Genomic DNA, 19,875 nt, shown 5'->3' with positions numbered 1-19,875 from the left:
GGCCAAAGGTGCCGCTGGGAATCGCCGGCTGGCTCACCCGTGCGACCATCCAGTCGCCGCTAACGCCGCTGATCCTGCTGGCGAGCATTCTCGTCGGGCTGCTGGCGACGATCACCATTCCGCGCGAAGAAGAGCCGCAGATTTCCGTGCCGATGGTCGATATCGAGGTGGCCGTGCCCGGCATGGCCGCGACCGACGCGGTCGAGCATGTGGCAAAGCCGCTGGAGGAGATCCTGCTGGGCACGCCCGGCGTCGAGCATGTCTATGTGCAGGCGCGCGACCATGGCGTGCTGGTGACGGCGCGGTTCGAAGTCGGCTCCAGGCCCGAGGATGCGGCGATCCGGGTGACCGAGCGTCTGGACGCCAACGCCGATCGCGCGCCGGCAGGCGTTCCCTGGCCCAGGGTCACGGTGCGAGGGATCGACGATGTGCCGATCCTGGTGCTGACGCTGTCGCCGGAAGCGGGCGCCGCCCGGCACTGGTCGGATCGCGAACTGTACCGCCTTGCCGAGAGGTTGCGCGACGAGATGGTGAAAGTGCCCGATGTCGGCCTGACCTTCATCGTTGGCGGCCGCGAGGATGCCATCCGCATCATTCCCGATCCTGCCCGCCTTGCCGCGCACGGCGTATCGCTGGGCACGGTGATGGAAGGCGTCGGGCAGGCGGCCCGGCGATTCCCGGCCGGGCAGTTGCGGGAATCCGGGCGCGCCGACCTGCTGGTTGCCGGAAGCCGGATTTCTTCGGCGGCCGATCTGCAACAGTTGCAGTTGCGCTCGGTCACGGGGGCGCCGGTGCTTTTTTCGGATGTCGCCGAAGTCCGGCAGGAACCGGTCGACCGGCAGGCGCGCGCATGGCGCATGGTGCGAACCGCTGAACAGGGTGTTTCGGGCGATCAGGCTCGTTCGGGCGATCAGGGCTTTTCGCTGGCGCCTTCCGTGTCGCTGGCGATCTCAAAGCGGGCGAATGCCAACGCCGTGCGCGTGGCCGATGCGGTATCGGAAAGGCTGGAAAGTCTGCGCGGCCCACTCATCCCGCAGGGCGTGCGTGCCGAAATCACCCGCAACTACGGCGAAACCGCTAACGAAAAAGCGAACGAACTGATCTTCCATCTGGCGCTGGCAACGGTGTCGATCGTGGTGCTGGTGGGGTTCGCCGTCGGCTGGCGCGAAGCCGCAGTGACGGCTGTCGTCATTCCGACGACGATCCTGCTGACAATGTTCGCGTCGAACCTGATGGGCTATACCATCAACCGCGTCAGCCTGTTCGCGCTGATCTTCTCGATCGGCATTCTGGTCGATGATGCGATCGTCATCATTGAAAACATCGCCCGCCACTGGGCCATGGCTGACGGTCGCAGCCGGGTCGAAGCCGCGATCGACGGCGTCGCCGAGGTGGGCAATCCGACGATCGTCGCAACGCTGACCGTCGTTGCGGCGCTGCTGCCGATGCTGTTCGTGTCGGGCCTGATGGGGCCGTATATGGCCCCCATCCCGGTGAACGCCTCGGCGGCGATGATCTTCTCGTTCTTCGTTGCCGTCATCATTGCGCCGTGGCTGATGGTCCGCTTCGCGCGCATGGCGATCTTCGGCCGGGCGGCCCATCACGACGACGCGCATGGCGGCCGCCTTGGCCGGGCCTATGAAAGCGTAGCGCGCCGCGTGATCGCGTCACGCCGTTCCGCGCGCCTGTTCCTGCTGGCGGTGGGGCTTGCGACGATCGTCGCCGGCTCGATGTTCTATCTGAAGGCGGTGACGGTGAAGCTGCTGCCGTTCGACAACAAGTCGGAACTGCAACTGATCCTCGACATGCCGGCTGGAACCGCCCTCGAGGATACCCAGCGAACGCTGATCGCGCTGGCCGACATTGCCGGGCGTATGCCCGAAGTCGTGGCGATGGACCTGCACGCCGGCACGGCCGCACCGTTCAACTTCAATGGACTGGTGCGCCATTATTTCCTGCGCCGCGATCCCGATCAGGGGGATGTCATGGTGCAGTTGCAGCATCGTTCGGCGCGGGATCGTTCAAGCCACGACATCGCGCTGGCGCTACGAGAATCCCTGCGGGAAGCGCCGCTGCCGGCGGGTGCGACGCTCGGCGTCGTCGAGACGCCGCCCGGCCCGCCGGTCATGGCGACGCTGCTGGCGGAAATCTATGGTCCCGACGAGGCAAGCCGGCGGGCGACGGCGATGCAGGTGGAACGGCTGTTTCGTTCGGTCGATTTCATCGTCGATGTGCACAACAGCTTCGGCACGCGCCCGCCCGAACTGCGTCTGCTGCCCGACAGGGCCGCACTCGACCACCTCGGTCTGTCCGAGGGCCAGTTGCTGGACAGCATCGGCGCTGTTACCGGCAATCGCGTGGTCGGCCATGCGCCGCGCGGCGACGGCCTGAAGCCGCTGCCGATCGAAATCTCGCTCGAGCAGCCGGGGCGCGTCTGGGACGGGGCGTTGCAGGCAACGCCGGTTGCGGTTGCGCAGACGGCAGGCGGCCCACGCCTGGTTGAACTGGGGGAACTGGTCCGCGCCGATCAGGGCATGGGCAGCCAGATGCTGTTTCGCCGGAACGGGCGCGCCGCCGACATGGTGATGGCGGAACTGGCGGGAAGCCGCGAGGCGCCGATCTACGGCATGCAGGCGGTGCACGATGCGATCGACGGGTTCGACTGGCAGGCAGCCGGGCTGGAAAAGCCGGTGATCCGGCTGAACGGCCAGCCCGACGACGAAAGCCGCCCGACATTGTTGTGGGACGGCGAGTGGGAAATCACATGGGTAACGTTCCGCGACATGGGGGCGGCGTTTCTGGTTGCGTTGCTTGGGATCTATGTGCTGGTCGTCGCGCAGTTCCGCAGCTTCAGGCTGCCGCTTGTAATCCTGACCCCCATTCCGCTGACGCTGGTCGGGATCGTGCTTGGCCATATGCTGTTCGGGGCGCCCTTTACCGCCACCTCGATGATCGGGTTCATTGCGCTTGCCGGCATCATCGTGCGCAACTCGATCCTGCTGGTCGATTTCATCAACCATGCGCGGGCACCGGGCAAGCCGCTGCGCAACGTACTGCTGGAAGCGGGGCGCATCCGCTTCAAGCCGATCGTGCTGACGGCGCTTGCCGCAATGATCGGCGCCGCCACGATCCTGATGGACCCGATTTTTCAGGGCCTCGCCATCAGCCTGCTGTTCGGTCTGGCTTCCTCGACGCTGCTGACTGTGCTTGTCATTCCCGCCATCTATATCATGTTGCGGGACGACGGCCTTGCGGAAGCGGCCGAAGCCGGTGACTGGCATGGCGAACCGACGAAGCAACATGGATGACGAGCCGATGAAGCATGAAGCGATATCGCCGCCTGCAACGGCCCTTGCCCGCGACGCCGACGCGATCGCGCGAACGCTGAAGCTGCTGGCCAACCCCGACCGGCTGAAAATGCTGTGCCGGATGGGCATGGGCGACATGGATGGCGGCATCACCCCGACCGTCGGCGAGCTGGTCGAGCTGACGGGGCTGTCGCAGTCGCGGGTGTCGCAGCATCTGGCCTTGCTGCGCGAATCCGGCGTTGTCGCCACCAGAAGGGAAGGCCAGTCGGTGCGCTATCGGCTGCTCGATCCGCGTGTGCGCGCAGTGATGGAAAGCCTGTGCGACCTGTGCGAAGCCGGGCTGCCGCCCTCGCGCCTCGATCCCTTCGTGCCCGACGTTGCGGTGCGACATGGCTGACACCAATGAACTCTGCCCCTGCCCTTCGTGCGGCGCGGTGAACCGGGTGCCGGCCGCCCGCCTTGCCGAACGCCCCGCCTGCGGCAAATGCCATGCGCCACTGTTTCCCGGCCATCCGCTGATGCTGGACGAGGCAGGGTTCCGCCTGCACCGCGACCGTTCGACCCTGCCGCTCGTCGTCGATTTCTGGGCTGCATGGTGCGGGCCGTGCCGGGCGATGGCGCCCGCCTACGAGCAGGTGGCACGGGAACTGGAGCCGCACGTCAGGCTGGCCAAGGTCGACATCGATGCTGCCCCATCGCTGGCGGCGGCGCTTTCGATCCAGTCGGTGCCGACGATGGTGCTGTTTCGCGGCGGCCGGGAAATAAACCGCGTGTCGGGCGCATTGCCGGCGCCGCAGATCCGCGCATTCGCGCAATCATCTTAAGCCAAAGACGGAGAATATCATGACCACAGACTGGCCCGGACTGGTACAGGAAATGAACCCGCAGGTTGCAGCCTTTCGCGGCGCCCAGCCCGATGTGATGCGCGCATTCGGGCAGATGGCGCAGGCCGCAACCGCCGACGCAGTGCTGGATACCAAAACCAAGGAGCTGGTGGCGCTCGGCATTTCGGTTGCCGTCCGGTGCGACCCCTGTGTCGCCTACCACGCCAAGGCGGCGGTGAAGGCAGGCGCTACCCAGGCCGAGATCGCGGAAACGCTGGGGCTTGCGGTCTATATGGGCGCCGGGCCAAGCGCGATGTATGCGGCAAAGGCGCTTGAGGCTGCAAAGCAGTTCGGGGCGGAATAGCGCGCAGCCCGCACGGTTGACCACCAGCCTCTAAACTGTCTACGGTATACGATATTGAACCCGGATGATGGAGGCTGCGTTGGCCGACGTGCTCATGACGCTGGACGAACTGCGGTCGCTGGCGCGGGCGAAACTGCGGAGCGTGGGCCTCGCGCCCGATCATGCCGACGCAGTGGCAGAAACCATGGTCGCCGGAGAGGGTGACGGTTGTGCAAGCCATGGCATCTATCGACTGTTGGTCGCCGCCAACAGCGTGAAGGCAGGCGTGGTGGTGCCGGATGCCGTACCTGTGGTATCCGAACCGGCAGCTGCCGTGGTTCGCGTCGATGGCGGGCGTGGCTTTGCGCAACTTCCGTTCCGGATGGGCCTGCCGCTGCTTGTCGACAAGGCGCGGCGGCATGGCATCGCGGCGATGGCGCTTGGCAACTGCGTCCATTTCGCGGCGCTGTGGCCCGAAGTCGAAGCGGTCGTCGCGCATGGCCTGGTTGCGCTGGCCTGCACACCCAGCCACGCTTGGGTGGCGCCCGCCGGCGGCACCCGCCCGGTGTTCGGCACCAACCCAATCGCCTTTGGCTGGCCGCGGCCCGGCCGCGATCCGTTCGTATTCGACTTCGCCACCAGCGCAGTGGCGCGCGGCGAGATCGAACTGCACCGCCGCGCCGGAAAACCCGTGCCCGACGACTGGGGCTACGACGCTGGCGGCAACCCGACGACCGACGCCGAACAGGTGCTGGCGGGCGCCATGCGGACCTTCGGCGGCCACAAGGGTTCGGCGCTGGCGGCGATGGTCGAGCTGCTTGCCGGGCCGTTGATCGGCGACCTGACCAGCGCCCAGTCGATTGCGCTCGATGCCGGGCGCGGCGGCTCGCCGATCGGCGGCGAACTGGTGATCGCACTGGACCCGGCAGGCTTCCTCGGAGGCGACCTGACCGACCGCTTTGCGGCGGCGGAAGCGATGTTCGCCAGCATCGAGGGGCAGGGCGCCAGATTGCCATCGGCCCGGCGCTATGCGGCGCGCGCCATCAGTCGCCGCGAAGGTGTCCGCATCCCGGCGCGCCTTCACGCCGACATAATGGCGATCGGGGAACCCGCATGAGCCATGCCATCCGGATATTGCCTGCTGCGTAGAACCAGGCGCCGCCTGCACCTGCTGCGGGCTGGCAAGAATGGCGGTTGCCGACCGGGGGCCATGCTGAAACCTTTGCCGCAGCCGGGCGCAACGCCCGCGACCGAGGCAAACACGGAGGGAAGCACGGATGGAAGCCAAGCCACGTTACGACCTCATCATCCGCGGCGGCACCGTACACGACGGCACCGGGGCCGAAGCCCGGCGCGCGGATATCGCAATCAGCGACGGCCGCATATCGGCGATCGGCGACCTTGCAGGCGATGCCGCCGAAGTGCTGGAGGCCGATGGCCTGATCGTCACGCCGGGGTTCGTCGATGTGCACACCCACTATGACGGGCAGGTGACGTGGGAGAACCGCCTTGCGCCGTCGTCGGGGCACGGCGTCACCACTGCGGTGATGGGCAATTGCGGAGTTGGCTTTGCCCCGTGCCGGCCTGAACAGCGCGACATGCTGGTCAAGCTGATGGAGGGGGTCGAGGACATCCCCGAAGTGGTGATGGTGGAGGGCATCCCCTGGAACTGGGAAAGCTTCCCCGAATATCTGGACGCGCTGGACCAGCGACAGTTCGACATCGACGTGGCGGCGCAGGTGCCGCATTCCGCTGTCAGGGTGTTCGTGATGGGCGAACGCGCGGCACGCACCGAAGCGCCGACCGCGACCGACCTTGCCGCCATGCGCGCACTGGTTGCCGAGGCGATCCGCGCCGGCGCGTTCGGCGTCACCACCTCGCGCAACCTGCTGCACCGCACCCGCGCCGGAGAGCTGGCCCCCAGCCTGCACTCTGACGCCGACGAGCTTTGCGCGCTGGCCGACGGGCTGCGCGATGCGGGCGCCGGTGTGTTCCAGATCATCCCGGCGCCGGGCGGAGCAGCCGAGGAGGAGTTCCCGCTGCTGCGGCGGGTGGCGGAACGGGGCGGCCGCCCGGTATCGTTCACGCTGCTCGATGTGGCGGCGCAGCCGGGGGCGGGCTGGCGGCATTATCTGGCCGAACTGGAAAAGGCAGCCGCCGACGGCCTGAAGATTCGCGGCCAGGTGGCGCCGCGCCCGGTCGGCATGTTCTTCGGGCTGGATGTCAGCCTGCATTATTTCAGCGCCCACCCTTCGTGGAAGGAAATCGCCGATCGGCCGCCTGGCGAACGGCTGCGCCACCTGCGCGACCCCGATTTCCGCCGCCGCCTGCTGGCCGAACAGCCCGAGCACAGCAACCCGGCGACGCTGATGCTGATCGAGGCGTCGCGCCTTGCCTGCCAGTGGGCCGACCGGCCGAACTATGAACCGACGGCCGACGAACGCATGGAAGCCCGCGCGCAGGCGGCGGGGGTGCCGTTCGCCGAATATATGCTGGATGCCTTGCTGGCTGATGACGGCCATGCGCTGTTCTATCTGCCGGCCGCCAACTACACCGACGGAAACCTCGATGCCGTCCGCGAGATGCTGGGCCATCCGCATACGGTGATGGCGCTGGCCGATGGTGGCGCCCATTATGGCCTGATCTGCGACGCCAGCTTCCCGACCTATTACCTGCAACGATGGGCGCGCGACGCTGAGGGAGCGCAGAAGATCGCGCTTGCCGATGCGATTGCCGAACTGACCAGCCGCCCGGCCGCACTTGCCGGCCTTGCCGATCGCGGCTGCATCGCCGTCGGCATGAAGGCCGATCTGAACCTGATCGACATGGCGGCGCTGAAGCTGCATCTGCCGACGATCGTGCAGGACCTGCCCGCCGGCGGCCGCCGCATGCACCAGAAGGCGGACGGCATCGTCGCCACCATCGTGTCGGGCGAAGTGACCTGGCGCCACGGCCAGCCGACGGGCGCGCTGCCCGGCAGGCTGGTGCGGCGCGGGCGGCCTGTCGCTGCTGCCTGAGCACTGACGCAAACGAAAAAGCCCCGCCCCGACAGTGCCGGGGCGGGGCCATTTTCCGGTCTGCCGGGGTTATCCCCCGGCAGTCAGCCATCCCTCAGAAGCGGACCGAGGCGCGAACGCCCAGTTCACGACCGCGCGGATGCGTGACGGTGATGCGCGGCGGGAAAATCACCGACATCCCGTTCATGTAGTTGCCCAGGAACACATCGCGGAAAGCGAAGGTCGGGCGGCGGTTGTCGAACAGGTTCTCGACGAAGCCTTCAACCCGGAAAGTGCTGCTTTCGGCACCGATCCGCAGGTTGACCATCCCACGGCTCGGCAGAACCGTCAGGTTGGTGGCATCGACGAACTGCTTCGACTTCCAGGATGCGTCGGCGTGCAGGAAGCCCGTGAACTCGTCCGAGATCGGCTGGCGATAATCCAGCGTGCCCGACAGTTGCCACTTGGCGGTTGCCTGCAGGACATTGCCGCTGACATCGCCGTTCGGCGCGAACGACGGGAAGCCGGCGAAGCCTGCGTTCAGCGCCTTGGTGTACCTCGAGTCGGTGTAGGAAACGCCCACGCCGGCTGTCAGTTGCTGCACCGGCCGCGCCGTGATCTGGGCTTCGAAGCCCTTCACTTCCGCATCGCCGAGGTTCCGCGTCACGGTGACGGGCGGCGCCTGCGTCTGGTCGAGCACCGGAATCTGGATGCGCGACCAGTCGATGTAGAAGGCGCTGACGTCGAACATCAGCTTGCCGTCGAGGACCGCGCCCTTTGCACCCAGTTCATAGGTCCAGTTATATTCCGGATCATATTGCTCGGTCGGTGCGCTGAGATCGAACCCGCCCGACTTCGCCCCGCGTGCCGCCGAAGCGTAGATCATCAGGTCGCGGTTTGCCTTGTACTGGATGCCGAAGCGCGGTGTCCAGGTCTTGAACTCCAGCTTCTTGTTGATGGCCGCAGTGGGCTGGCCGATGTTCGAGGCCGGCCGTGTGGTGTGCTGGCGCTCGACGCTGTAGCGCAGTTCGCCGCGCAGCGTCAGCTTCGAAGTCACGTCGCCTTCCAGATAGCCGAAGGCCGCCATGTTCTCGACCTGCCGGCGGACCGTCTTGTCGAAGATCCGGCCGTCGAAGAAAGTGTTCCACGGGCCGGGGATCGGGAAGGTCATGATGAAGTCGGCCGGGCGCGGCTCGGTGCTGATGCCGTCGAAGTTCGGCCGGGTCTGCACGCCCGAGAAGAAGTAGGTGCCGACGCTGCCGCGGATCGGTTCGCTTTGCGGCGAGGTCAGGCGGATTTCCTGGCTGAACTCGCGGAACATCGGCTCGCCCTCGTCGCGCAGCAGGGTTGTGCTGAACGTCTTGATGGCGCCGCCGGGGGCCAGATAGCGGAAGGTATCGGGAATGCCGCGGCTGGCGTCGGTCAGCGCTGCCAGATCGACCTTGTTATAGCCGGTCAGCCAGCCGAACTCCCAGTCGTTGATGTCGAGCCGGGCGTCGAGGAAGGTGCGCAGGGTCTTGCGCTTCTGGCCATAGGCCGACGGGTGCGAGCTGAGTTCGTTGGTCGCAAGGGTCGGAACCGTGCCGCAATAGGTCTGGTAGACGCCACGGACCATTTCGCAGTTGGGATACAGCGTCGAGGCTGCGGGCGGGCTGATCTTGTCGTCCGAGTAATAGAGACCGCCAACCATTTCGAAGCCAGGTGCCGGCGTCAGGCGGATCGTGGTCTGGAAGGTGTTGTAGTTGTAGCCGCCGAGGTTCGGGCCGCCCGTCAGATTCTTGTGGCTGCCGTCATATTCGCTGTGCGAACCGGTCAGCTTGATGGCCAGCACGTCCTTGACCAGCGGCACCGAAACCGAGCCGATGACCGAGAAGCGGCCATTGGTGCCGTACGTCACTTCGGCGCGGCCCGACAGATCGTCGGTCGGGCGCTTCGAGATGATGTTGATGGCGCCGGCGAAGGCGTTGCGGCCATAGAGCGCGCTTTGCGGACCCTTCACAACTTCGATGCGCTCGATGTCGGCCTGGGCGAAGTTCAGCGCTTCGCGGGCGCCGGTATAGACGCCGTCGATGAAGATGGCGACGTTCGGGTCCGAGCCGAACAGGTCGGTCTGGGCGACACCGCGGATGATCGGGGTCGGCATGAATTCGCCGATGACCGAGGTGAAGCTGAAGCCGGGGGTCAGGCGGGCGACGTCGTTCAGGTCGCGGATGCCGGCGTTTTCGATCATGCGCGAATCGAAGGCGCTGATCGCCAGCGGAACGTCGGCCAGACTTTCCGTCTGCTTGCGGGCCGTCACCAGAATTTCCGACGCTTCGAATTCGGTGCCGGTGGAAGCGGTTTGCTGGGCGTAGGCAGCCGCCGGGAAGTAGGCGATCGCCGCTGCCGACAGCTTCAGAAGTGCAGTTCGTTTCACGTAGTTCCTCCTCGTTCGGATATTCGGTGTTCGGATTTCAGGCTTGTTTCAATGTCTGGAATTGCCGGGGGTCGTGGGCTGCACCGCCCATCAGTGGGTCGGGCGCGGCTGCGCGACGGGCGGATTCGCCTTGCGCTCGGCGTCGATCTTCTGGCGGAACACGGTCCATGTGGTGGCATTCGGCCGTTTGTCGTCGACCGGAGGCGGCGCCACATATTCCGGATAGTTGGCTGCGATCTCGTCTTTGATCACTTTCGGCAGTTCGTCGAAGCTCGCGATCTTGGCGCCCATGGCGTTGAACACCATCTGCCCCTGGCGGCCGCGCATCTTCATCCACGGCATCCAGTCGGAAATGCGCACCCAGGCGACGCTCGGGAAGGCCGTGGGCTTGCGCGTGTCGAACAGTTCGCTGGTCTGTGCCGTCCAGTCGAAGATTTCCATGGCGTGGTATTTGTTGCCGACATAATCTTGGTAATCGCCGCCCAGCGGGTTGGTATAGAACAGCGGGATTTCCATCGGCATCAGCGTCCATCCGCCGATCTGCTTCAGGCGCATCGGCGGCGGCGCTTCGCCGTTCGGTCCGCGCGCGAACATCGGCGGCTGGTTCACCGGATCGTTGGCGATCTGCATCACGTCGACGGTTTCGCCCGTCCAGGGGTTCTGCCACTTGCGGATGATTTCGCCGGTCTTGGGGTCGGTGAAGAACATCACCTCGCGGCTGACCAGCCGGAAACCGTTGCCGCGCTTGGCGTCGGTCAGCGGCACGCACTGGCGGATGTTCATGCCTTCGCCGTTGAACAGATGACGATCAGGTTCGCCCTGCACACGCGAATAGACCTTGCCGGACCAGTACATCACTGCCGGCTTGCCTTCGATACCGCACTGGACGCGCTTGCCGATTTCCAGCGCGTCTTCGGGCTTGGCCGGATCCAGCATGCGGGCGGCCGCCGGCATCGCTACCGAGGCGCAGGCAAGCGCGCAGCCTGCAAGGATGATCGAACGCAGCATGTTGAACTCTCTCCCGTTGCTTATCATTTGATATGGCTTGCCAGTCACTTCGACAGATCGATGCGCTTGGCATAATATCCGTCGAGGTAGTCCATTTCCTTCACCTTGAACTTCGTCACCACGCGCGGATCGGCATCGAGCATGTTGATCGACGTGCCGGTCGCCGTCTGCCGGGCGAGCGGCGGCCAACCCTTGGGGGAAAGGTCGCCCGCCTTGGCAAAGCGGGTCCAGTAGTCGGTCATCATCGCCGAGACCCGGCGGTCTACGGCGCTCACCTTGTCGGCGGTCAGGCCACGGATCTTGTTCGGCAGCGTGCCAAAGATGAACGGCACCTCGTCGCCATGCGCGGCGCCCGGAACCGTGCCGCGGATCGCGGCTGGCACATGGTCGAACAGATACAGGAAGCTCGGCTGGCCGGCTTTCGCCTGCGCGCGGCTCAGATAATGTGCGGTGCCCAGAAACACGGAATCGGCGAACCATGCATCGGCCATCGCCGGATCATCGAGGCCGCCGAACGCCTTGCGGGCGCCGTCCAGATCGTCGATCCCCGACAGCACCGCGCGCGGCGGCAGCTTGGGCGTCGTATAGCTGATCAGGCTTGCTTCCCAGCTTGTCGAGCCGGCCATGTAGGGCACGCGGGCCTGCTTGCCGTCGCGGAAGGTGCGACCGATATCGTCGGGGATCAGCACGCCGTCGACGACCGGGTTCAACGAACCCATCAGCGTCTTTTCCTGATAGGCGACGAGGTCGACTGCGGGCACCTGCCGCAGCCCCGCAAGCGACAGCGGCTGCCCTTCCGTGCCGAAGTTTTTGGCCGTCGCCAGACCTTCGCTTTCAAGCGGCTTGCCAAGGAGGCCGGGGCGCTGCTCGGAAATATGGCGCGTCGTCTCAATCTGGATTCCGCCGCTCTGGGCGATGGCCTTGTGGAACAGGCCGAAGGCGCCCGGCGCGGCCATCAGATAATTGACGGAAACACCGCCAGCCGAATAGCCGAAGATGGTGACGTTAGCGGGATCGCCGCCGAATGCGTGGATGTTGCGCTGCACCCATTGAAGCGCCGCCACCTGATCCATCAGGCCATAGTTGGCGCGCGGTGCGCCTGCCTGCTGTTTCGAAAGATCGGGGTGGGCAAAGCGGCCCAGCAGCCCCAGACGGTAGTTGATTGTCACCAGCACGACCCCGCGCGAGACGATCTGCTGCCCGTCGTACAAGGGCAGCGAGCCGCTGCCGACCCGGAAGCTGCCGCCGTGGATCCACACCATCACCGGCAGCGGCTTGCCGCCCTTGGCGGCAGGCGCCCAGACGTTCAGGTTCAGGCAGTCCTCGCTCTGGGCGAAATTGCGGGCGTCGCCCTCGGCCTTTTGCGGGCAGATCGGGCCGGGTGTCGTGCCGTCGCGCATGCCCTGCCATGTCGGCGCGGCGGTCGGTGCCTCCCAGCGTTGCGCCGAAGCAAAGGGAATGTTGCGCCAGACGAGGGCATTTCCCTCGGCCGCGCCCGAAACCTTGCCGGATTGGATTGCGACGACCGGGGCTGCCGGCGCGGCGTGCGCAGCGGTCGCCGACAGGGCGGGTGCCAGAATCAGCCCGGCCACACCAGCAGCGGCCGTCTGGCCCATGCACTTCGCGATCGCCTGACGGATCGATGCCATCCGCCACTGGCGGGCGTTGCCGCTGTTCTCGCTCAAGCCAGTCCCTCTCCAATCGCTCCGCCATCGTCCGGCGGTTGTTCGGCACCGTTGGGCGGGGCCGAATTTGACTGGACAAATTAGCCGCAACGCGAAACAAGGCGCACGGTCTTTTTCGCAGCGAGCCAAAGGGGGCCGCATGTTGTTCGGGAACAGCCATGACCGTTCGCGAAACGCCATGACGATGGCTGTTCGCGAAACACCCGAGGGAGAAGGTGGCGATTCACCTCGCAACTCTCCCACGTCTGCGACACCACCAGATCCGGGCTTGCCGGCCGATGAACGGGCGGCATCGCAGGCGCCAATCGCCGGCCCGATCGCCGGTATGGCGATGCTCAGAAACTCGCCCGGGCTGATGCTCTATGTGGTCGTGCCGCTGCTGTTCATGGCGCTGCCGCTGGCGCTGTTCCGGGTAACGGTGGGACCGGGCACCAGCCTCGTCCTCGCGCTGTATCTGTGGGGCGCGACAGTGATGGTCGGCTGGCTTGCGGCGGCCCTGGGCAGCGCTGTCGTGCACCGTCTGCTCGCGCCGCTCAGGCCGCCGCTTTGGGTCATCACCCTCTCGGGGGCGCTGCTGTCGGCGCTTCTGCTCAGGCAGCCCATCATCGAGATCCTCGACCTTGCGGCGTCGCTGCAATCCACCCGGCCACCCGGCGGCGAGCCGGTGCCGCTCGCGTTCAGCCTGTCGTTCGCTTCGCAGTTCCTGCAAAAGCTGGCGCCGGGGACGTTGGCGTGGATGCTGGCGAACCATGTTTTCGATCGTCTGCTGGGGATCCCGCGCTACCGCTATCCGGCGCAGACATCGCCGAAAGCACGGGATCAGGCGCCAGTTCTGCGCCCCGCCGATGCGCCGGAGGGGCCAGCGGCAGACCTGCGGCAGCCGCTCGTGGCGCGGCCGGATCTGGTCGCGCTCAGATCGAACGATCATTATGTCCGCATCATCACCGATACCGGCGAATTGCTGACGTTTGCCCGGCTTGGTGATGCGATTGCGCTGGCGCACCCGATCACCGGCCTGCAGGTGCACCGGACGTGCTGGGTGGCGGATCGCGCGATCAGGGGCTTCCGCCGAACCGGCCACACCGGCATTCTCAACCTGTCGAACGGCACCGAAACGCCGGTCAGCCGCACCCATGTGCGGGCCGTCGAACAACGGTTGCCCAAACTGGGGATCGTGGCGGGCGGCGCATCCGCGCGCTAGGGCGCGGTTTGCAGGCGGCCGGTCAGCGCCGCTTCGGTGTTGCGGGGGCCGGGTCGCTGCTTCCCTGCTCGACCAGACGCTCCAGCAGCCGGTCATTCAGGTCGCCCGGCTCGGACAGCAGGTCGGCCACCTCGATCAGGCGGCCTTTCGCACGGGCGTCGAGCACGGTGAAGCCCGCATTCAGCAGGCTTTCGACATTATTATCACGCGCGATCCGTGACGGGCCGCCAAGCACGACTGCAATAAGCCGCCGGCCGTTTCGAACGGCCGATGCCGCCAGGGTGAAGCCGGCAGCGTTGGTATAGCCGGTCTTGATGCCGTCGACGCCGGGCATCGTCCGCAGCAGGTGGTTGTGGTTTGCCAGCACCTGGCTGCCGAACACGAACTGCTGCTGCTGATAATAGCTGTAATATTGCGGGAAGTGCCGGATCGTCGCCTGCGACAGCAGGAAGATGTCGCGCGCCGTCGTCACCTGCCGGGCGTCGGGCAGGCCATTCGGGTTGACGAAATAGCTGTTGCGCATGCCAAGCTGCTTTGCCCGCGTCGTCATCAGGCGGGCGAAATTCTCGACGCTGCCGGAAACATGTTCGGCAAGCGCGACCGACACGTCGTTGGCGGATTTCGTGGCAAGGCTGCGGATCGCCTGATCGACGGTCAGCGTCTGCCCGGCTTTCAGGCCCAGCTTCGATGGCTTCTGGCTGGCGGCGAGGCGGCTGAACGTCACCTGATCGTCGAGTTTCAGGGTTCCGGCAGCCAGTTGCTCGAACACCATATACAGTGTCATCACCTTGGTGATCGACGCCGGGAAACGCTGCTGGTCGGCCGCGCGGGAATACAACACCTCGCCGGTGTCGGCGTCGGCCATGTAGGCGGCGTATTTCGGCTGCGGAAAAAGGCTGGACGCATTGGCGGCAGCGGGCGCCAGAACCAGCGCCGAAAGCAGCGGCGCAACAAACCGGATCATGCGACGGTGTTTCATGGAGGAATCCTAACAGTTTCACGGAATCCCGCCAAGAGTCCGCAGCACTTTCGCTGGCTGGCGTCGTCGTCAAACAGGGGCTATCCGTCGCGGATGATCGCGACTGAGGATTTCAGGCAACAGCCGGACTGGCAGGTGCGGGCGGGATTTTCGCCCTATGCCGACACGCTGGCTGCAATGGAGGCGCATGTGGCGGCCATGCTGCGTGCAGAAGCGGGCGAACAGATCTGGCTTGTGGAACATCCGCCTGTCGTTACCGCAGGCACCAGCGCCGCTGCTGCCGAACTGGTCGATGCTGCGCGCTTTCCCGTAGTTGCAGCCGGGCGCGGCGGGCGGTTCACCTATCACGGGCCGGGGCAGCGCGTCGTGTATCCAATGCTCGACCTTGGCCGGCGCGGCCGCGATGTCCGCGCCTATGTCGGCGCACTCGAGGGCTGGATGATCGCCGCGCTTGCGGATTTCGGGGTTGCGGCGTTTTGCCACCAGGCGGGAACCGGCATCTGGGTTCGCGCCGGGGGCGATATCGCCAAGATCGGCGCAATCGGTGTCAGGGTCAGGAAATGGGTCAGTTTTCATGGGCTTGCCATCAACGTGACGACCGATCTTTCCCACTATGGCGCCATCGTTCCGTGCGGCATCGCCGATCACGGGGTCGCGCGGCTGGCCGATCTGGTGCCGGGTGCTACGATGGCCCAACTGGACGAGGCGCTGCACCGCCGACTGCCTGCAATGCTGGTCACTCTCGGCGAGCCGTCGCAACGCCGGGATGAACATGCTTGAGGCGGATCGAATTTGCCGTTACGTTCGCGCCCGGTTCGGGGTTCAGGACAAACATGACCCGGAACTCGTAACAGACCATCAGGAGTCAGATAATGGGTGAAGTTCTTCTGAAGATGAAGGCAGCCGCCGTTGTTGCCGGTGCTGCACTTTTCGTTGTGGCCTGCGGCCAGAAGCCGGCCGAGCCGGCTGCGACCGAAGCTGCTCCGGTTGAATCGGCCGACACCGCTGCTGTCGACGCAACCGCTGCTGCCGACGCTGCAACCGCCGACGCTGCAACCGCCGCTGCCGACACCGCAGTAGCTGCCGACGCCGCCGCTGGCGCCGTCGCTGCCGACGCTGCTGCCGCTCCGGCCGCTGCTCCGGCTGCTGCTCCCGCCGCACCGGCCAAGCAGTAACAGGACCGGTCCGGCGCGCTGACGCGCTGCCGGGCAAGTTTGGAAAGGCCGCCCTGAAAACGGCGGCCTTTCTATTACGTGTATCCCGGGATTCCCGATTGATTCCGAGGGAGGAAACAGCATGAGTCTTGCAGAAATCACCGGCGCCATGAGCGAAAAGGTAGCCAGCAATGGCGGCATTGCCGGCAAAATCGTCACCTTCGACTTCGGCGGCGACGGCGTCGTCCGTATCGACGGCAAGGCCAGCCCGGCGAGCGTCTCGAACGACGATGGCGACACCGACTGCCGTGTGAAAGTTTCGATGGCCGACTTCACCGACATCGCGTCGGGCAAGCAGAACGCGCAGATGGCGTTCATGATGGGCAAGCTCAAGGTCGAAGGCGACATGGGCATCGCCATGCAGCTCGGGAAGATCCTGGGCTGATGCGCAGGGGTGCAGGTTTCATCGTCGGCCTCGGCGTCGGTTTCCGGGCATCGCTGGCCGTCGCCTGCATCCTTGGTATTGCTGCGGAGGTGTCGGCCCAGTCCGTCGCCTCTGCACCGCTTCCCAGCCTCACGCCGAAGGAAGTGATTGCAGACAATGTCTGGACATTGCGCGCCGGCCTGAACGTCGCGGCGCTGCAATGCCAGTTTTCGCCGTTTCTGGCGACGGTGCCAACCTATAACGCGCTGCTGCGCCAGCACAGCGACGAACTGGCCGACAGTTTCAAATCGATGACCGGCTATTTCGTCCGTCGGCAGGGGCCGAGGGTCGGGCAGCGCGCCTTCGATACCTATGCGACCCGCACCAACCAGAGCTGGGCGACCTTCGACGCCCAATACAGCTTCTGCAACGCGGCTGCGATGGTCGGCCGCCGCGCGCTGGCCGTGCCCAAGGGCAAGTTCGGCGAATTCGCCGCTGCCGAGCTGGACGAGCTGCGCAAAAGCCTGATCGTCAGCCGTGACATCCCGGCCGTGCTGCTGCCACGGCTCGAATGGGCGCAGGTTCCACCGATCCAGAACTGCGACAAGAAGGGCCGCTGCCGCTGAGGGCAGCCCGGCAGGGCCGCGCGAATCCGCTTGCAGAAGAATTATCCACGGGTGTAATATAACATTTGTCAGGTGGCTGCATCGGGCGCGGCGCTTGGGGCATTTTCCCCGTGTGTCGTAGAAATTCCCGCTGCTTTGGGCGTGTTGCCGGACTACGCTCAAATCAGGGGAGTATTTTATGAAAATCGGATCATTTCTCAGGGCGGCTTCGGTCGCGGCCTTTGCCATGGCAGGGTTCGCAACTGCAGCAGACGCTCATATGGTGACGTTCGGCTGGCTTGAAACCAACGCCGGCACCGTTCTCTATGCCGAGCACTGGCATGGCGACCTCATGTCCCCCTACAGCGACAATGGCGGCCTCCACATCACGGATACCGTGACCAATGCCACGATCACCGTGCAGTGGGGCGGCGTCATCAACAACACGCTGGAAGCGGCCCTTGGCCTGACCGGGGCACAGGCCGATCCGGTGAACTGCTGCCGTGGCACCTACAACGACTGGATGTTCACGAACCCCATCCCTCTGGGGAACGGCGTCTATGACTTCTTCACCGGCACGAACTGCTGTGTGGATACCATGGGCGCGCCAGTCCGCGTGACGATCACCGGCATCACCAACCAGCCTCCGGGCATCGGCGGTGTTCCCGAGCCGGCGGCCTGGGCGATGATGATCGCGGGCTTCGGTCTGGTCGGTGTGTCGCTGCGCGGCCGCCGCAGCAGCCGGATCGCGCACCTGGCAGCCTGAAGCGCAAGGCATGTGCCGATCGGCAACGGCCGGTCGGCATGTGTCTGCCTGCATAGCCAACCTGCAAACAGGGGCGCTGTCACCCCCCGGCGACAGCGCCCCTTCTTGCCGACTTCCCGTCCAAGCCTGGGTTGTCAGCAGACTGGTGATTCCCTCCGACGGCGCGTCAGTGCCCCGACCATGCCGAAGCCCGCAATCAGCATGGCCCAGGTCGGCGCTTCCGGCACGGCCGACGCCATCAACTGGATGTTGTCGACACCCCAGCTTTCGTCGGTGCCGCCCTGAAAGCCCTTGCCCCCGGCGCGGATTGCGAAATCGAACGCGCCGCCGGTGTGCGGGATAATGAATTCATAATGATAGACGGCGTCGCCGTAACCGCCGGACTGCGCGAATTTGCCGGCGCCCACCAACGTGCCGGGCCATGCGGGCGCCCACTGGTAGGTGGTGTCGCCGACAGTGACGAACAGATAGTCAGGCCCCCATTTGCTGGCGGGGTTATCCCAACTGTCGAGATACGCCATGTCGAACGTCAGCTTCAGCGCGTCGTGCGCCGCCATGTCGGTGAAACTGAACCGGGTGGTGCCGGTGGTGGCGTTGCGCAGATAGCGCGTGCCGAAGCCGGGAAGCGCCTGCGCGTTCGTCAGTTGCGCGCCGCCTGCCGCATAAGCGGTGGTCGCAGCGAAGGGGCCGGTCTGCTGAAAGATCTGGTTGTTGTCGAAGTTCGTCTGCCAGACGTTCACCCAGTCGGCGGCATGTACCGGGCTTGCCAGAATCATCGCTCCGGCAACCGTTCCCAACCAATGTTCGATCAGCCTCATAAATCCTCGTTATTCGGTGCCGCCCCGACCCTTGCGACGGCTGGCGCTTTTCCTATTCCAGCCATCGCTCCTTAGCGAGTTAACGACTGTTACCGCGCCGTGTTGCGGCCCGGCTGGCGGTTTTCCGCGCTTTCGGCTATGGCGCCCGCCATGCCGACCGAACTGATGTCGATTCCGGGCCTGGCCGAGGCCGTTCCCGTTGCCCGCCCATTGCCTGCACGAAGCGACGGCCTCGTCGATCTGGTGGGGCTTGCCCGTGCGCGCATCGCCGAACTGCTGATCGAAGCCGGCCTTGCCGACGCGCGGCAGGCGCGGATGCGCAGCGGCCAGATCTGGGGCTGGATCTATAATCGCGGCGAAACCGATTTCGCCCGCATGTCCGACCTGTCGAAGCAGTTACGCGAAGAATTGGGCAGGCATTTCGTGGTGGGCCGCCCCGAGGTGGTCGAGGCGCATGTCTCGACCGACGGCACCCGCAAGTGGCTGCTGCGGTCCGGCGGCGAGGAATATGAAATGGTGTTCATCCCCGACGCCGACCGGGGAACGCTTTGTGTGTCGTCACAGGTGGGCTGCACGCTGAACTGCCGCTTCTGCTTTACCGGCACGATGAAGCTTGTGCGCAACCTGACGGCGGCGGAAATCGTCGGCCAGGTGATGCTGGCGCGCGACCATCTGGGCGAATGGCCAAGCCAGCCCGACGGCCGCCTGCTGACCAACATCGTGATGATGGGCATGGGCGAGCCTTTGTATAATTTCGACAATGTCCGCGATGCGCTGAAGATCGTGATGGATGGCGACGGGCTGGCGCTGTCGAAGCGGCGCATCACGCTTTCGACATCGGGCGTGGTGCCGATGATGGCCCGTGCCGGTGCGGAAATCGGTGTCAATCTGGCGGTTTCGCTGCACGCCGTCACCAAGGAAGTGCGCGACGAGATTGTGCCGCTGAACAAGAAATACGGCATCGAGGAACTGCTGCAGGCCTGCGCCGATTATCCCGGCGCCAACAATGCCCGGCGCATCACCTTCGAGTATGTGATGCTGAAAGACAAGAACGACCGCGACGAGGATGCGCACGAACTTGTCAGGCTGCTGCAGAAGTATCGCCTGCCCGCCAAGGTGAACCTGATCCCGTGGAACCCGTGGCCGGGCGCGCCGTTCGAAACATCAAGCGAACGGCAGGTGCAGCGCTTTTCCGACATCGTCTATGCGGCGGGCATTTCCGCGCCGATCCGCCGGCCGCGCGGCCGCGACATCATGGCCGCCTGCGGGCAGTTGAAATCCTCGTCGGAAAAAATGAGCCGCGCCGAACTGGACCGGCGCGCCGCCGAAAAGGAAGCTGCCTGGTAGG

At 65.5% G+C, this 19,875-nt stretch carries 18 protein-coding genes; 13 read left to right on the top strand and 5 right to left on the bottom strand.

Annotated features, from left to right (window positions below; all coding sequences use genetic code 11):
• Positions 1-8: 8 nt before the first annotated feature.
• The 6 genes from AC16JP_RS07470 to AC16JP_RS07445 all read left to right on the top strand — a co-directional run bounded on the left by AC16JP_RS07470 (position 9) and on the right by AC16JP_RS07445 (position 7,492).
• Positions 9-3,308, top strand: coding sequence for an efflux RND transporter permease subunit (locus tag AC16JP_RS07470; RefSeq protein ID WP_484340002.1), 3,300 nt, complete (start codon positions 9-11; stop codon positions 3,306-3,308).
• Complete coding sequence (locus AC16JP_RS07465) at positions 3,280-3,705, top strand: ArsR/SmtB family transcription factor (RefSeq protein WP_484339980.1); 426 nt, start codon at positions 3,280-3,282, stop codon at positions 3,703-3,705. The genes AC16JP_RS07470 and AC16JP_RS07465 overlap by 29 nt, the downstream gene beginning before the upstream one ends.
• Positions 3,698-4,132: a thioredoxin TrxC gene (gene trxC, locus AC16JP_RS07460; RefSeq protein ID WP_484339979.1), complete on the top strand. Its 435-nt coding sequence runs from the start codon at positions 3,698-3,700 to the stop codon at positions 4,130-4,132. Before AC16JP_RS07465 ends, trxC begins: the two co-directional genes overlap by 8 nt.
• A 19-nt stretch (positions 4,133-4,151) precedes the next feature.
• A complete protein-coding gene (locus tag AC16JP_RS07455) occupies positions 4,152-4,496 on the top strand; it encodes a carboxymuconolactone decarboxylase family protein (protein WP_484339978.1) in 345 nt (114 codons plus the stop codon).
• Positions 4,497-4,563: 67 nt separating this feature from the next.
• Complete coding sequence (locus AC16JP_RS07450; protein ID WP_484340001.1) at positions 4,564-5,592, top strand: Ldh family oxidoreductase; 1,029 nt, start codon at positions 4,564-4,566, stop codon at positions 5,590-5,592.
• Positions 5,593-5,752: 160 nt separating this feature from the next.
• Positions 5,753-7,492, top strand: coding sequence for an N-acyl-D-amino-acid deacylase family protein (locus AC16JP_RS07445; protein WP_484339977.1), 1,740 nt, complete (start codon positions 5,753-5,755; stop codon positions 7,490-7,492).
• Positions 7,493-7,586: 94 nt separating this feature from the next.
• Here AC16JP_RS07445 and AC16JP_RS07440 read toward each other — a convergent pair whose 3' ends face one another.
• The 3 genes from AC16JP_RS07440 to AC16JP_RS07430 all read right to left on the bottom strand — a co-directional run bounded on the left by AC16JP_RS07440 (position 7,587) and on the right by AC16JP_RS07430 (position 12,580).
• Positions 7,587-9,887, bottom strand: coding sequence for a TonB-dependent receptor (locus AC16JP_RS07440; protein ID WP_484339976.1), 2,301 nt, complete (start codon positions 9,885-9,887; stop codon positions 7,587-7,589).
• 90 nt (positions 9,888-9,977) lie between these two features.
• Entirely contained in the window at positions 9,978-10,895 is a 918-nt protein-coding gene (locus AC16JP_RS07435; RefSeq protein WP_484339975.1) for a DUF1838 family protein, read from the bottom strand.
• Positions 10,896-10,939: 44 nt separating this feature from the next.
• On the bottom strand, positions 10,940-12,580 hold the full coding sequence (locus AC16JP_RS07430) for a carboxylesterase/lipase family protein (protein ID WP_484339974.1): 1,641 nt from the start codon (positions 12,578-12,580) through the stop codon (positions 10,940-10,942).
• Positions 12,581-12,719: 139 nt separating this feature from the next.
• On the opposite strand from AC16JP_RS07430, the gene AC16JP_RS07425 reads away from it, so the two are divergent.
• On the top strand, positions 12,720-13,781 hold the full coding sequence (locus AC16JP_RS07425; RefSeq protein ID WP_484339973.1) for a LytTR family DNA-binding domain-containing protein: 1,062 nt from the start codon (positions 12,720-12,722) through the stop codon (positions 13,779-13,781).
• A gap of 22 nt (positions 13,782-13,803) precedes the next feature.
• On the opposite strand, the gene AC16JP_RS07420 is transcribed toward AC16JP_RS07425, so the two are convergent.
• The gene (locus AC16JP_RS07420; protein WP_484339972.1) at positions 13,804-14,760 is read right to left on the bottom strand and encodes a D-alanyl-D-alanine carboxypeptidase family protein; all 957 of its coding nucleotides are present in this window, start codon (positions 14,758-14,760) and stop codon (positions 13,804-13,806) included.
• A gap of 93 nt (positions 14,761-14,853) precedes the next feature.
• Here AC16JP_RS07420 and lipB point away from each other — a divergent pair, with 93 nt between their 5' ends.
• The 5 genes from lipB to AC16JP_RS07395 all read left to right on the top strand — a co-directional run bounded on the left by lipB (position 14,854) and on the right by AC16JP_RS07395 (position 17,709).
• Entirely contained in the window at positions 14,854-15,540 is a 687-nt protein-coding gene (gene lipB / locus AC16JP_RS07415) for a lipoyl(octanoyl) transferase LipB (RefSeq protein ID WP_484339971.1), read from the top strand.
• Positions 15,541-15,632: 92 nt separating this feature from the next.
• On the top strand, positions 15,633-15,935 hold the full coding sequence (locus AC16JP_RS07410) for a hypothetical protein (RefSeq protein WP_484339970.1): 303 nt from the start codon (positions 15,633-15,635) through the stop codon (positions 15,933-15,935).
• A gap of 121 nt (positions 15,936-16,056) precedes the next feature.
• A complete protein-coding gene (locus AC16JP_RS07405) occupies positions 16,057-16,359 on the top strand; it encodes an SCP2 sterol-binding domain-containing protein (protein ID WP_484339969.1) in 303 nt (100 codons plus the stop codon).
• On the top strand, positions 16,359-16,964 hold the full coding sequence (locus tag AC16JP_RS07400) for a hypothetical protein (RefSeq protein ID WP_484339968.1): 606 nt from the start codon (positions 16,359-16,361) through the stop codon (positions 16,962-16,964). Before AC16JP_RS07405 ends, AC16JP_RS07400 begins: the two co-directional genes overlap by 1 nt.
• 178 nt (positions 16,965-17,142) lie before the next feature.
• Positions 17,143-17,709 (top strand): PEPxxWA-CTERM sorting domain-containing protein, encoded by a 567-nt coding sequence (locus AC16JP_RS07395; protein ID WP_484339967.1) that lies wholly within the window; start codon positions 17,143-17,145, stop codon positions 17,707-17,709.
• A gap of 134 nt (positions 17,710-17,843) precedes the next feature.
• Here AC16JP_RS07395 and AC16JP_RS07390 read toward each other — a convergent pair whose 3' ends face one another.
• Positions 17,844-18,527 (bottom strand): PEPxxWA-CTERM sorting domain-containing protein, encoded by a 684-nt coding sequence (locus AC16JP_RS07390; RefSeq protein ID WP_484339966.1) that lies wholly within the window; start codon positions 18,525-18,527, stop codon positions 17,844-17,846.
• Between the two features lie 150 nt (positions 18,528-18,677).
• Here AC16JP_RS07390 and rlmN point away from each other — a divergent pair, with 150 nt between their 5' ends.
• Positions 18,678-19,874: a dual-specificity RNA methyltransferase RlmN gene (gene rlmN / locus AC16JP_RS07385; RefSeq protein WP_484339965.1), complete on the top strand. Its 1,197-nt coding sequence runs from the start codon at positions 18,678-18,680 to the stop codon at positions 19,872-19,874.
• The last annotated feature ends 1 nt before the right edge of the window (position 19,875 follow it).

Source organism: Sandaracinobacteroides sp. (assembly GCF_057137845.1).
This window is presented reverse-complemented; position numbering and strand designations above follow the sequence as displayed.

Bases quoted from the DNA above. Each gene is read 5' to 3' on its own strand.
- trxC (WP_484339979.1), top strand. From the start codon at position 3,698: ATGGCTGACACCAATGAACTCTGCCCCTGCCCTTCGTGCGGCGCGGTG.
- rlmN (WP_484339965.1), top strand. From the start codon at position 18,678: ATGCCGACCGAACTGATGTCGATTCCGGGCCTGGCCGAGGCCGTTCCC.
- AC16JP_RS07400 (WP_484339968.1), top strand. From the start codon at position 16,359: ATGCGCAGGGGTGCAGGTTTCATCGTCGGCCTCGGCGTCGGTTTCCGG.
- AC16JP_RS07420 (WP_484339972.1), bottom strand. From the start codon at position 14,760: ATGAAACACCGTCGCATGATCCGGTTTGTTGCGCCGCTGCTTTCGGCG.
- AC16JP_RS07455 (WP_484339978.1), top strand. From the start codon at position 4,152: ATGACCACAGACTGGCCCGGACTGGTACAGGAAATGAACCCGCAGGTT.
- AC16JP_RS07410 (WP_484339970.1), top strand. From the start codon at position 15,633: ATGGGTGAAGTTCTTCTGAAGATGAAGGCAGCCGCCGTTGTTGCCGGT.
- AC16JP_RS07390 (WP_484339966.1), bottom strand. From the start codon at position 18,527: ATGAGGCTGATCGAACATTGGTTGGGAACGGTTGCCGGAGCGATGATT.
- AC16JP_RS07465 (WP_484339980.1), top strand. From the start codon at position 3,280: ATGGCGAACCGACGAAGCAACATGGATGACGAGCCGATGAAGCATGAA.
- AC16JP_RS07445 (WP_484339977.1), top strand. From the start codon at position 5,753: ATGGAAGCCAAGCCACGTTACGACCTCATCATCCGCGGCGGCACCGTA.
- AC16JP_RS07435 (WP_484339975.1), bottom strand. From the start codon at position 10,895: ATGCTGCGTTCGATCATCCTTGCAGGCTGCGCGCTTGCCTGCGCCTCG.
- AC16JP_RS07425 (WP_484339973.1), top strand. From the start codon at position 12,720: ATGTTGTTCGGGAACAGCCATGACCGTTCGCGAAACGCCATGACGATG.
- lipB (WP_484339971.1), top strand. From the start codon at position 14,854: ATGATCGCGACTGAGGATTTCAGGCAACAGCCGGACTGGCAGGTGCGG.
- AC16JP_RS07405 (WP_484339969.1), top strand. From the start codon at position 16,057: ATGAGTCTTGCAGAAATCACCGGCGCCATGAGCGAAAAGGTAGCCAGC.
- AC16JP_RS07450 (WP_484340001.1), top strand. From the start codon at position 4,564: ATGGAGGCTGCGTTGGCCGACGTGCTCATGACGCTGGACGAACTGCGG.
- AC16JP_RS07395 (WP_484339967.1), top strand. From the start codon at position 17,143: ATGAAAATCGGATCATTTCTCAGGGCGGCTTCGGTCGCGGCCTTTGCC.